Source organism: Pseudomonas graminis, from assembly GCF_001705435.1.
Taxonomy (GTDB): Bacteria; Pseudomonadota; Gammaproteobacteria; order Pseudomonadales; family Pseudomonadaceae; genus Aquipseudomonas; species Aquipseudomonas graminis_B.
Genome location: NZ_MDEN01000050.1, coordinates 23,533 through 36,485, shown reverse-complemented (window position 1 = coordinate 36,485; position 12,953 = coordinate 23,533). Strand labels below are relative to the sequence as shown.

At 58.0% G+C, this 12,953-nt stretch carries 8 protein-coding genes and 3 tRNA genes; 2 read left to right on the top strand and 9 right to left on the bottom strand.

Annotated elements, in window-relative coordinates; genetic code table 11:
- Positions 1–11 precede the first annotated feature (11 nt).
- The gene (gene fabI, locus BBI10_RS02550) at positions 12–806 is read left to right on the top strand and encodes an enoyl-ACP reductase FabI (RefSeq protein ID WP_065986448.1); all 795 of its coding nucleotides are present in this window, start codon (positions 12–14) and stop codon (positions 804–806) included.
- A gap of 1,609 nt (positions 807–2,415) precedes the next feature.
- Here the strand turns inward: fabI and BBI10_RS02545 are convergent.
- The 9 genes from BBI10_RS02545 to BBI10_RS02505 all read right to left on the bottom strand — a co-directional run bounded on the left by BBI10_RS02545 (position 2,416) and on the right by BBI10_RS02505 (position 11,706).
- A complete protein-coding gene (locus tag BBI10_RS02545) occupies positions 2,416–4,290 on the bottom strand; it encodes a SurA N-terminal domain-containing protein (RefSeq protein WP_065986446.1) in 1,875 nt (624 codons plus the stop codon).
- A 239-nt stretch (positions 4,291–4,529) separates the two neighbouring features.
- Positions 4,530–4,802: an HU family DNA-binding protein gene (locus BBI10_RS02540; protein ID WP_065986445.1), complete on the bottom strand. Its 273-nt coding sequence runs from the start codon at positions 4,800–4,802 to the stop codon at positions 4,530–4,532.
- A 136-nt stretch (positions 4,803–4,938) separates the two neighbouring features.
- Entirely contained in the window at positions 4,939–7,335 is a 2,397-nt protein-coding gene (gene lon, locus BBI10_RS02535; RefSeq protein WP_065986444.1) for an endopeptidase La, read from the bottom strand.
- A 201-nt stretch (positions 7,336–7,536) separates the two neighbouring features.
- The gene (clpX, locus tag BBI10_RS02530) at positions 7,537–8,820 is read right to left on the bottom strand and encodes an ATP-dependent Clp protease ATP-binding subunit ClpX (RefSeq protein WP_037013640.1); all 1,284 of its coding nucleotides are present in this window, start codon (positions 8,818–8,820) and stop codon (positions 7,537–7,539) included.
- Positions 8,821–8,935: 115 nt separating this feature from the next.
- On the bottom strand, positions 8,936–9,577 hold the full coding sequence (gene clpP / locus BBI10_RS02525; RefSeq protein ID WP_065986441.1) for an ATP-dependent Clp endopeptidase proteolytic subunit ClpP: 642 nt from the start codon (positions 9,575–9,577) through the stop codon (positions 8,936–8,938).
- A 91-nt stretch (positions 9,578–9,668) separates the two neighbouring features.
- A complete protein-coding gene (tig, locus tag BBI10_RS02520; RefSeq protein WP_065986439.1) occupies positions 9,669–10,979 on the bottom strand; it encodes a trigger factor in 1,311 nt (436 codons plus the stop codon).
- A 373-nt stretch (positions 10,980–11,352) separates the two neighbouring features.
- Positions 11,353–11,437 (bottom strand) — tRNA-Leu (locus tag BBI10_RS02515).
- Between the two features lie 57 nt (positions 11,438–11,494).
- Positions 11,495–11,570, bottom strand: a tRNA-His gene (locus BBI10_RS02510).
- 59 nt (positions 11,571–11,629) lie between these two features.
- A tRNA-Arg gene (locus tag BBI10_RS02505) sits at positions 11,630–11,706 on the bottom strand.
- A 310-nt stretch (positions 11,707–12,016) separates the two neighbouring features.
- Here BBI10_RS02505 and folD point away from each other — a divergent pair.
- The gene (gene folD, locus BBI10_RS02500) at positions 12,017–12,871 is read left to right on the top strand and encodes a bifunctional methylenetetrahydrofolate dehydrogenase/methenyltetrahydrofolate cyclohydrolase FolD (RefSeq protein WP_065986438.1); all 855 of its coding nucleotides are present in this window, start codon (positions 12,017–12,019) and stop codon (positions 12,869–12,871) included.
- Positions 12,872–12,953 lie beyond the last annotated feature (82 nt).

Sequence of the window (12,953 nt, the reverse complement as noted above, 5' to 3'; positions counted from 1 at the left end):
GGAACAAAACAATGGGTTTTCTCGCCGGTAAGCGCGTCCTGATCGTCGGTGTCGCCAGCAAATTGTCCATCGCATCCGGTATCGCTGCCGCCATGCACCGTGAAGGCGCTGAGCTTGCTTTCACCTATCAGAACGAAAAACTCAAGAAGCGCGTCGAGGAATTCGCCGAGGGTTGGGGTTCGAACGCCGACCTGTGCTTCCCTTGCGACGTCGCCAGCGACGAAGAAATCGCCAAGGTCTTCGAAGAACTGAGCAAAAAGTGGGACGGCCTGGACTGCATCGTGCACTCCGTTGGCTTCGCGCCGGGCGACCAGCTGGACGGTGACTTCACCCAAGCCACTACACGTGAAGGTTTCCGTATCGCTCACGACATCAGCGCCTACAGCTTCGTGGCCCTGGCCAAAGCCGGCCGCGACCTGATGAAGGGCCGCAACGGCAGCCTGCTGACCCTGTCGTACCTGGGTGCCGAGCGCACCATGCCGAACTACAACGTGATGGGCATGGCCAAGGCCAGCCTTGAAGCCGGCGTCCGTTACCTGGCCCGCAGCCTCGGCCCGGACGGTACCCGCGTCAACGCGGTATCGGCTGGTCCGATTCGTACACTCGCCGCTTCGGGTATCTCCAACTTCCGCAAGATGCTGGCGGCCAACGAGGCGCAGACTCCATTGCGTCGCAACGTGACCATTGAAGAAGTGGGTAACGCTGGCGCTTTCTTGTGCTCTGACCTGGCGTCCGGTGTCAGTGGCGAGATCATGTACGTCGACGGTGGTTTCAATACCACGGCGATGGGTGATCTGGAAGGTTGAGGGTTGCTTGCCCCTTTTCAGAGTGATGACGCTCTGAAGCCTGGCGCACGACCTGTAAGCGCCGGCTAGCTGGCGAAAGCGGTGGATCAGACGGCCCTGTGGCTGGATGATCTGCCGTTTTTTTTCGCCTTGGGTTTCTTTGGTGAGATCGGCCCTGGAGTAGCGTGATAATTCCAGGCCGCGGGTGGCGCTGACAGGGTTCTGCCAGAGGCAGAACTGTTTCGCCTTCGGCGAGTTACTTGGAAAAGTCGAAAGTCGCACCATCCCCAAGTAACCAAGGGTGCTTGCTCCTGGCTAGGTTCCTCCTACGTCGGAATTCCCTCACTCCGACGCCGCTCGGCCCACTGCGCGTCGTCTGCGTTCGGCCTGCACCCAAGTCGCGATAGGTGTCGTCTGGGCGTTATGTGCTTGAAGATCAAGATCTAGATCAACAGCAACAGCTTCCCGGCTAAAGCCGGTCCCACTTAAAGCACCGCGGACCCACAGTAGGACCGGCTTCAGCCGGGAAGCTGTTGACCTGCTTTTGATCTTTGAACACAGAAAGCTCAGACACCGCAGAACGCGACTTGGGTGCAGGCTGAACGCAGGTTTCGCGCAGTGGGCCGAGCCGCATGGATGCGGCGAGAGCCGCCCCCCGCCATAGATGGCGGATGGCGGCGGGCCCACGGAGCGAGACCGGAGTGAAGGAACCCTGACGAAGGAGGGGCCAAACCAGGAGCAGGCACCCTTGGTTACTTGGGGTGCTTTTCCAAGTAACTCGCCGAAGGCGAAATGTCTGCCGTGAGGCAGACGCTCTTGATCTTGGTACAGTCAGCCGCGCCGCAGACCCGGGGACAGATTAATTTACGGTGAAGCGTTGTAAATAAATCAGTCCCCTTTCACACGTTGTAAATAAATCAGTCCCCTTTCACACCCTTTCACAAAAAGTGCCTGCTCCCGGTTTGGCCCGACTTCGTCGGGTTCCGGGGTGTCCGGGCTACCGCGTATAAGATCAAGATCAACAGCAAAAGCTTCCCGGCTAAAGCCGGTCCTACCAAGAAATCGCATGCATCCAGTGGGACTGGCGCCGACTGTAGGACCGGCTTTAGCCGGGAAGCTGTTGATCTGCTTTAGCTCTGCTTTTGATCTTCATACACACAAAGCTCAATCACCGCCAATCGCGACTTGGGTGCAGGCTGAACGCAGGTCTCGCGGAGTGGGCCGAGCCGCATGGATGCGGCGAGAGCGCCGTCAGGACATGGATGTCCGTTCGGCGCGGGCCCACGGAGCGAGACCGGAGTGAAGGAACCCTGACGAAGGAAGGGCCTAACCAGGAGCAGGCACCCTTGGTTACTTGGGGTGCTTTTCCAAGTAACTCGCCGAAGGCGAAATGTCTGCCGTGAGGCAGACGCTCTTGATCTTGGTACAGTCAGCCGCGCCGCAGACCCGGGGACAATTTAATTTACGGTGAAGCGTTGTAAATAAATCAGTCCCCTTTCACCGTTACGGTGAAGCGTTGTAAACAAATCAGTCCCCTTTCACCACCCGGACCGCGTGCTCCGAACACCGGCCACAAAAAAGCCCCAACTCTCGCGAGTCGGGGCTTTCTGTTAACAGCGTTATGCGTCGATCAATACTTCTCGATCTTCGCCGCTGCTTCCAACTGCTTACGGTAGGCCGCGAAATCCTGCTGACCCTCACGGGACGACAGGAAACGACGGTACTGGCTCTTCTCCTCATCCGACGCCGGCGCCGCCTGATTCACGCCATTCAGACGCACAATCACAAAGCTGCCATCCGCCGCCGTCAGGCTGCCATAAACCGGCTTGTCCTTGCCTTCCGGCTTCGGCATACGGAATACAGCCTGCAGCACCTGAGGATCGACACCCTCCTGGCTGCGTGAGGCCGCTTCCACGACCTTCCAGCTCTGACCTTCCTGCTTAGTCGCCGCATACGGCACCTTACCGTCACGCAGGCCTCCCAGCAGCGCCTCGCCCTTGGTCTTCACCGCATCGCTGGCATGTTCCTTCGCCAGTTGCGCACGAATCGGCGCCGATACCGCTTCCAACGGCAACTGCTCAGGCTGACGGTGCTCTTTGACATGCACCACCACCACGGTCTCGGGATCCAGCTCCAGCGCGGAACTGTTGGAACCCTCTTCCATCACTTCCGGGCTGAAAGCCGCCTGAATCACCGCACGGTTGGCTGCAACGCCTTCGCCACCCTCGCGACCGAACGGCGCAGTGGTCTGCACTTTCAGTCCCAGATCCTGAGCAGGCTGCGACAGATCAGACGCTTCGAACGCCGCGTCTTCCAGTTTCTTGCTCGCATCGACAAACTTCTGCTCGACCTGCTGAGACTTCAGGTCGTGGGTCAGCTTCTCTTTCAGGCTGGCGAACGTCGGCACCGACGGTGCTTCAACGCCCAGCAGCTTGATCAAGTGCCAGCCGAATTGACTGCGAACAGGTGCGGACACCTGATCCTTGTTCAGCGCGTACAGCGCGTCTTCGAAGGCCGGGTCATAGACCCCCTTGCCGGCGTAGCCCAAGTCACCGCCCTTGGTCGACGAGCCCGGATCCTGGGAGAACTCCTTGGCCAGCGCAGCGAAATCTTCGCCCTTGGCCACACGCTGCTGGATTTCCTCAATCTTGGCTTTCGCCTGAGCGTCTGTGGTCTTGTCGTTGACTTCGATCAGGATGTGGGCCGCACGGCGCTGCTCGGCCAGGTTGGCGATCTCTTTCTGATACGCCGCCTGCAGGTCTTCGTCCTTCACCGACACTTTGTCGAAGAAGGAGGACTTCTTCAGTTCGATGTAGTCGAGGACCACTTGCTCAGGACTCAGAAACTCTTTGGCGTGCTGATCGTAGTGCGCCTTGATCTCGTCGTCGGTGACTTTCACGCTCGACGGATCGGCCGGCAGGGTCAGCGTCGCGAAATCCCGGGTCTGTTTTTCCAGACGGGCGAATGCGTCGACTTGGGCGTCAGTGACGAATGCACTGCCGCCAATACCGGCACGAATCTGGCCTATCAGCATTTCCTGGCCCAGGATCTGGCGGAACTGCAGACGGGAATAGCCGAGCTGGCGAATGACCTGATCGAAGCGATCAGCACTGAATTTACCGTCGACCTGAAATTCAGGGGTCAGCAGCATCTGCTGGTCCAGCGCAGCTTCGGAGAAACCGAACTTGGAATCAGCGGCGCCCTGCAACAGCAGCTTGCGGTCGATCAAGCCCTTGAGGGCCGAGTCACGCAACATCTTTTCGTTGAGCATTGCAGGATCGAAATCCTTGCCCAGCTGTTGCATCAGCTGACGGCGTTGCATTTCAACCGCTTGACCCAGTTCAGCCTGGGTGACTTCTTCGCCATTCACCTTCGCAGCATCCTGCGAGTGGCTGGTTGCGCGGAAGATGGCATCGAACCCGGTCAGGGCCATCAGAGCGATGATGACCCCGATGATGGTTTTGGCAATCCAGCCCTGTGAATTGTCCCTGATATTCTGCAGCATGTATCCCCCAGAGGGTTGTACTCGACTCACCAGGCTGCTGCACACGGTAACGCGGAGCGTGGGTTGAATCCGGATAGAAGAAAGGCGCATCGGAGGATGCGCCTTCTCGTAACTTGCAAAGCGGACGGGGTTCGATGTGCGTTCCCCGAGTGACAGTCCAGCGCTTGACCAACCGCACTTGCCGCTTCACGCCCTGAACAGAGATAACGCTGTCCTGGGCGGGCAAAGTAAAAAGAAACTTAGTTGACGGCTTCTTTCAGAGCTTTACCGGCTTTGAAACCTGGTTTCTTGGCCGCTGGAATTTCCAGGGTTTTACCGGTCTGAGGGTTACGGCCGGTACGGGCAGGACGATCAGTGACAGAGAACGTGCCGAAGCCTACCAGTACAACAGAGTCGCCACCCTTGAGAGCGCCAGTGACGGATTCGATTACAGCGTCCAGCGCACGGCCGGCAGCAGCTTTCGGGATGTCAGCGGATGCGGCGATGGCATCAATCAGTTCCGACTTGTTCACTCTAAGTCCCCTTATGTATTTGAGTATTTCTAAGTTTTTTTTGGTGTAACCAAACGAACACTGAGCGGCCTGAACAGGCTTGAAGAGCCGCTTTATAGCAAGGGCTCCAAAAACCTGTCAAGGAAGGCCTCCCAGACTAATGCGTGCTGATCCTCTCCTTGGCGTCAGACTCGCGCTTTTCATCCTTGGCAACCATCTCGGGAGCCACGTCCGGCAAGGGCTCTGGCGCGTATTGCAGCGCAATTTGCAAGACCTCGTCAATCCATTTAACCGGTTTGATCTGCAGGTCGGCCTTGATGTTGTCAGGGATCTCCTTCAGATCGCGAACGTTCTCCTCGGGGATGATCACTGTCTTGATGCCACCACGGTGAGCAGCCAGCAATTTCTCCTTGAGACCGCCGATTGCCAGCACCTGTCCACGGAGGGTGATTTCACCCGTCATGGCCACGTCGGCGCGAACCGGAATCCCGGTCAGGGCGGACACCAGCGCCGTGCACATGCCTACGCCTGCGCTCGGGCCGTCTTTTGGCGTCGCACCTTCCGGCATATGGATGTGCGTGTCGCGCTTCTCGTGGAAGTCCAGAGGGATGCCCAGGCTCTTCGCACGGCTGCGCACAACGGTCAGCGCGGCAGTGATCGACTCGACCATCACATCGCCCAGCGAACCGGTCTTGATCAGTTGACCCTTGCCCGGAACGACCGCCGCTTCGATGGTCAGCAGCTCGCCACCCACCTGCGTCCACGCCAGACCGGTCACCTGACCGACCTGATCCTGCTGCTCGGCGAGGCCATAACGGAATTTGCGCACACCCAGGAAGTTCTCGAGCATGTCCGCGGTCACGGTCACGGAGAAACGCTTCTCGTGGGCGTGTTCCTTGACCGCTTTACGGCACACCTTGGCGATCTGACGCTCGAGGCTACGTACGCCCGCTTCACGGGTGTAGTAACGGATGATGTCGCGAATCGCCTCGACCTCGAACTCGACCTCGCCTTTCTTCAAGCCGTTGGCAGCGATCTGCTTGGGCGAGAGGTACTTGGTGGCGATGTTGATCTTCTCGTCTTCGGTGTAACCGGGCAGACGAATCACTTCCATACGGTCAAGAAGCGCCGGTGGAATGTTCATCGAGTTGGCGGTGCACAGGAACATTACGTCGGACAGGTCGTAGTCGACTTCCAGGTAATGGTCGTTGAAGTTGTGGTTCTGCTCGGGGTCGAGCACTTCCAGCAATGCCGACGCCGGGTCACCGCGCATGTCACTGCCCATCTTGTCGATTTCATCGAGCAGGAACAACGGGTTGCGCACACCAACCTTGGTCATTTTCTGGATCAGACGACCAGGCATGGAACCGATGTAGGTGCGACGGTGGCCACGAATTTCAGCTTCATCGCGCACGCCGCCCAGCGCCATACGGACGAACTTGCGGTTGGTGGCGTGGGCGATCGACTCGGCCAGCGAGGTTTTACCCACGCCAGGAGGCCCGACCAGGCACAACACCGGGCCACGAATCTTCTTCACGCGCTTTTGCACGGCGAGGTATTCGAGGATCCGCTCTTTGACTTCGTCCAGGCCGTAGTGGTCGGCGTCGAGAATGTCCTCGGCGCGGGCGAGGTCCAGACGGACCTTGCTCTGAGCCTTCCACGGCACCTGAACGAGCCAGTCGATGTAGGAACGAACAACAGTAGCCTCAGCAGACATCGGCGACATCTGCTTGAGCTTGTTCAGCTCTGCGGTGGCCTTGGTCATCGCGTCTTTGGGCAGACCGGCGGCATCGATGCGCTTTTTCAGCTCTTCGATTTCGTTGTGGCCCTCTTCGCTGTCGCCGAGCTCCTTCTGAATGGCCTTCATCTGCTCATTCAGGTAGTACTCGCGCTGACTGCGCTCCATCTGTTTTTTCACGCGACCGCGGATGCGCTTCTCGACCTGCAGCAAGTCAATTTCGGCATCCAGCAACGCCAGCACGTGTTCGACACGGGCCGACAGGTCAATGATCTCGAGGATTTCCTGCTTCTGTTCGATCTTCAGCGCCATGTGGGCAGCCATGGTGTCGACCAGACGACCCGGCTCATCGATGCTGTTGAGGGAGGAAAGCACTTCCGCCGGGACTTTTTTGCCCAGTTGGACGTATTGTTCGAACTGAGCCAGCAGGCTGCGGACGAAGACCTCGGATTCACGATCCGGCGCGTCCACTTCATCGATCAGCGCGACTTCGGCGCGGCAATGGCCGTCGACCTCGATGAAGCGCTCGACCGAGCCACGCTGCTCGCCTTCAACCAGAACCTTCACAGTGCCATCCGGCAGCTTCAGCAGCTGCAACACGGTGGCGACGGTGCCAACGTTGTACAGCGCGTCTTCACCAGGATCGTCGTCGGCCGGGTTCCGTTGCGCCAGCAGCAGGATTTGCTTGTCGCCGGTCATGGCCGCTTCAAGGGCCTCGATCGACTTCTCGCGCCCCACGAACAGCGGGATAACCATATGCGGGTAAACCACAACATCGCGCAGTGGCAAGAGAGGCAGTTCAATGGTCGTCTTCATGATTTCGCCTCTACGGCGGCCTTCAGGCCATGGACAGATATAAATAAGCTGAAAATCAAGATGGGGGTTGAACCTTAAAAAAACAAGCGCCGCTTTGAGTTAAAGCGAAAGGACCCTGAAACGCGGGCCGGACTTGAGGGAAACGCGAAAAGGGCCCGAGGGCCCTTTTCGTTTCCAGTCGCCCGGTGCGTTGCCAGCAGGCTACGCGTCCGGTGCCGCCTTGGCAGGTGGCTCGCTGTTTTCATAAATCAACAGCGGCTTGGAGGTGCCCTCGATCACGCTCTCATCGATCACCACCTTGCTCACGTCGGATTGCGACGGGATCTCGTACATGGTGTCGAGCAGAACGCCCTCGAGGATGGAGCGCAGACCGCGAGCACCGGTCTTGCGCTCAAGCGCACGACGGGCAACCGATTTCAACGCATCCGGGCGGAACTCGAGGTCCACGCCTTCCATTTCGAACAATTTGCCGTATTGCTTGGTCAGCGCGTTCTTCGGTTCGGTCAGAATCTGCATCAGCGCAGCTTCGTCCAGTTCGTCCAGCGTCGCCAGTACAGGCAGACGACCCACGAACTCCGGGATCAGACCGAACTTGACCAGATCGTCAGGCTCGACTTCACGCAGGGATTCGCCGACCTTCTTGCCCTCTTCCTTGCTGCGCACTTCGGCGTTGAAGCCGATGCCGCCTTTGGTGGAGCGATTCTGGATGACCTTTTCCAGGCCAGAGAACGCACCGCCGCAGATGAAGAGGATATTGCGCGTGTCCACCTGCAGGAATTCCTGTTGTGGGTGCTTGCGACCACCTTGAGGCGGAACGGAAGCCACGGTGCCTTCAATCAGCTTCAGCAAGGCCTGCTGCACGCCCTCGCCCGACACATCACGGGTGATGGAAGGGTTGTCGGACTTGCGCGAAATCTTGTCGATCTCGTCGATGTAGACGATACCCATCTGGGCCTTCTCGACATCGTAATCGCACTTCTGCAACAGCTTCTGAATGATGTTCTCGACGTCCTCACCCACATAACCAGCTTCGGTCAGGGTGGTGGCGTCGGCGATGGTAAAAGGAACGTTGAGCAAACGAGCCAGCGTTTCCGCCAGCAGGGTCTTGCCGGAGCCCGTCGGGCCGATCAGCAGGATGTTGCTCTTGCCCAGTTCAACGTCGTCGTTTTTCTTGTCGCGCTGGTTCAGTCGCTTGTAGTGGTTGTACACCGCTACTGCGAGAACCTTTTTGGCACGCTCCTGACCAATGACGTACTGGTCAAGGATGCCGCTGATTTCTTTAGGCGATGGCAATTTATGCGCGCTGCTTTCGGCCTGTGCTTCCTGCACCTCCTCGCGGATGATGTCGTTGCACAGGTCGACGCACTCGTCACAAACAAATACCGAGGGGCCGGCAATCAACTTGCGCACTTCATGCTGGCTTTTGCCGCAGAAGGAGCAATAAAGCAGTTTGCCGTTGTCCTCGCCGTTGCGGGTGTCAGTCATTCGATCGATCCAATCCGGTAGGCTTGCAACACAAGATGAAGGCAATTGCTCGATTTTTCAAGTCCGCAGGCGGCACGGAAGTACCGACCGCCCGGGATCATTGCCCTTCACGCAGTCATTTGGTCATTTGACGCCGATCGATGACCGAGTCCACCAGACCGTATTCGGCAGCGCGTTCTGCGCTCATGAAATTGTCGCGGTTGGTGTCGCGTTCGATCGTTTCGAGCGACTGGCCGGTGTGATGTGCCAGCAGTTCGTTCAGACGTTGACGGATGAACAGGATTTCCCGTGCGTGGATGTCGATGTCCGACGCCTGGCCCTGAAAACCGCCCAACGGCTGGTGAATCATGACCCGGGAGTTCGGCAGTGCGAAACGCTTGCCCTTGGCGCCACCGGCCAACAGGAAAGCGCCCATGCTGCAGGCCTGGCCCATGACGGTCGTGGAAACGTCAGGCTTGATGAACTGCATGGTGTCGTAGATCGCCATGCCCGCAGTCACCGAACCGCCTGGGGAGTTGATGTAAAGATGGATGTCCTTGTCCGGGTTTTCCGCTTCAAGGAACAGCAGCTGCGCCGAGATGAGGTTGGCCATGTAGTCTTCAACCGGACCGACCAGGAAGATGACGCGTTCCTTGAGCAGGCGGGAGTAGATGTCATAGGCGCGCTCGCCACGGGCGGACTGCTCGATAACCATCGGGACCAGGCCGCCAGCGGCCTGGATGTCAGAGTTCTGCTGAATATAAGAATTGCGGGACATGTCTCGCATTCACTCCCAAATAGTCATGTCTTGAATACGCATAAGCCAGCGCGAAGGCTGGCTTATGGTGTTTTCGAACGAGAGAAGGAAATCAGTCGGCTTGTGGAGCTTCAACCGGCTTGACTGCCTCTTCGTACGAGACCGCTTTATCGGTCACGCTCGCTTTCTGCAAAACAGTATCCACAACTTGTTCTTCCAGCACAACCGAACGAACTTCGTTCATTTGCTGTTCGTTCTTGTAGTACCAGGCCACAACCTGCTCTGGCTCCTGGTAAGCGGAAGCCATTTCCTGAATCAGCTCGCGAACGCGGGTGTCGTCAGGCTTGAGGTCGAACTGCTTGACGACTTCAGCCACGATCAGACCCAGTTCAACGCGGCGCTTGGCCTGCTCTTCGAACAGCTCTGCCGGCAGTTGGTCAGGCTTGATGTTGCCGCCGAACTGCTGAACAGCCTGGACGCGCAGGCGGTTCACTTCGTTTTCCAGCAGCGCTTTAGGCACTTCGATCGGGTTGGCGGCCAGCAGACCGTCCATTACCTGATTCTTGACCTTGGACTTGATGGCCTGACGCAGCTCGCGCTCCATGTTCTTGCGAACTTCGGTGCGGAAGCCTTCGATGTTGGTTTCCTTGATGCCGAACTGCTTGAAGAACGTTTCGTTCAGCTCAGGCAGGGTCGGTGCCGACACAGTGTTGACAGTGACGGTGAACTCGGCGGTTTTGCCAGCCAGCTCCAGATTCTGATAATCCTCTGGGAAGGTCAGGTTCAGAACGCGCTCTTCGCCGGCTTTAGCGCCAACCAGACCGTCTTCGAAACCCGGGATCATGCGACCCGAACCCAGCACCAGCTGAGTACCGGTGGCCGAACCGCCAGCGAACGCTTCACCGTCGATCTTGCCAACGAAGTCGATGTTCAGCTGGTCTTCGTTTTGCGCAGCGCGGTCGGCTACTTCGAAGCTGACATTCTGCTTGCGCAGGATTTCCAGCATGTTGTCCAGATCGGAATCAGCGACGTCAGCCGACAGACGCTCGACGGAAATGGAGTCGAAACCGGCAACGGTGAATTCAGGGAACACTTCGAAAGTAGCGATGTATTCGAGGTCCTTGCCCTTTTCGAAGGTTTTCGGCTCGACGGAAGGTGCGCCAGCCGGGTTCAGCTTTTGCTCGACGACGGCTTCGTAGAAGGTCGCCTGGATCAGGTCGCCCAGTGCGTCTTGACGAGCACCGTCTTCGTAACGCTGGCGGATCACGCTCATAGGCACTTTGCCTGGGCGGAAGCCCGGGATCTTGGCTTTACGTGCGGTCTGCTGCAGACGCTTGTTGACTTCAGTCTCGATGCGCTCAGCGGGCACGCCAATGGTCATGCGGCGCTCGAGAGCGGAAGTGTTTTCAACAGAAACTTGCATGGATATTCCTCGTTGCACAGACGTTAGCCGGCCGTTTCCGACCCCAGAATCAAGGGCAAGCATTCTAGTGGGTCAAACTCAAGAAGTCACCCTACTGAACAAGGGTAAATAAAGTGGCATGCAGCCCGGGAATCGCAGACGAATGTTTCAGCCCGCGCGAGGTGTCTGGAACGCACCTGATACGCCCCTATATAAAGGAAGCAAAAGGACGACCGAAACATGATCCAGTCCCTGGAAGCACACCGGACGAGCCCCGTGTCCTGGACCCATCAAGCTCGCACCGCGTTAAAAAGCAGTACGCTGAAACAAAAAAAGCCGCACAAGGCGGCCTTCTTTCATCCCTCAACACCCGAGGTGTTGCGAGACCTGTAACTGGTGCGGACGGAGAGACTCGAACTCTCACACCTTTCGGCGCTGGAACCTAAATCCAGTGTGTCTACCAATTCCACCACATCCGCGTTTTAAAGCGCTTAAAGCAAAGGCGCCAGATTATGAATCTGGCGCCTTTTCGAATATGGGGTGGACGAAGGGGATCGAACCCTCGACAACGGGAGTCACAATCCCGTGCTCTACCAACTGAGCTACGCCCACCATATTGCGTTGTAACCGACGCATTCAACTTGAATGCTACTTGTGCCAAAGCTGCCTAATGGCGCACCCGGCAGGACTCGAACCTGCGACCATCCGCTTAGAAGGCGGATGCTCTATCCAGCTGAGCTACGGGCACTTATTTCATTTGCCTTCGTAAGACTGCAAATTAAGAGCTTTCAATCACGCTGAGCAGATCTTAACTCTACCTGACTTATTCAACCTTTCGACCTGATTTGCCGCTTCCGGCTAATCCTGTGTGGGGTTGTGCCCGACAAGTGCGACGAATCTTATAGACGGCCCAAAAGGTCGTCAACACTTTTTTCAAAAAAATTCAGTTAATTAAAGGGGTTAGGTTATTAAGCGGACCAACCGTCTTTGCCCTTGGGTCAGGTCATGCGAGAATGCGCGCTCTTTTTCCCTCCCCTTCCGATGGTTAATCACGCGTAATGACTGCAAAACTAATAGACGGCAAAGCGATCGCAGCCAACCTGCGCCAGCAGATCGCCCAACGAGTCGCCCAGCGTCGCGAGCAAGGCCTGCGCACGCCGGGCCTCGCGGTGATTCTGGTCGGCAGCGACCCCGCCTCTCAGGTTTACGTCTCGCACAAACGCAAAGACTGCGAAGAGGTCGGCTTCATCTCCCAGGCCTATGACCTGCCCAGTGAAACCACCCAGACCGAACTGACCGATCTGATCGATCGTCTCAACGACGACCCGGCCATCGACGGCATCCTGCTGCAACTGCCGCTGCCCGAGCATCTGGAATCTTCCAGCCTCCTGGAGCGCATCCGCCCGGATAAAGACGTCGATGGCTTCCACCCCTACAACGTAGGGCGACTGGCCCAGCGCATTCCACTGCTGCGGCCCTGCACCCCCAAGGGCATCATGACCCTGCTGGAAAGCACCGGTGTCAACCTGTACGGCAAGGACGCGGTCGTGGTGGGCGCTTCCAACATCGTCGGTCGTCCGATGGCGATGGAGCTGCTGCTGGCGGGCTGCACCGTGACCGTGACCCATCGCTTCACTCAGGACCTGGCCGGACACGTGGGCCGTGCCGATCTGGTGGTCGTGGCGGCGGGCAAGCCCGGCCTGGTCAAGGGCGAGTGGATCAAGGAAGGCGCGATCGTTATCGACGTCGGCATCAACCGTCAGGATGACGGCAAGCTGGTGGGTGATGTGGTGTACGAGACCGCCCTGCCACGTGCCGGCTGGATCACGCCAGTGCCAGGCGGCGTTGGCCCTATGACCCGCGCCTGCCTGCTGGAAAACACACTGTACGCGGCAGAAACGCTGCACGGCTGATCATTCAAGCCGGCGCATCAAGACGCGCACACGAAAACGGCACCCGAGGGTGCCGTTTTTTTATGGACCAAACGTAGAAGCG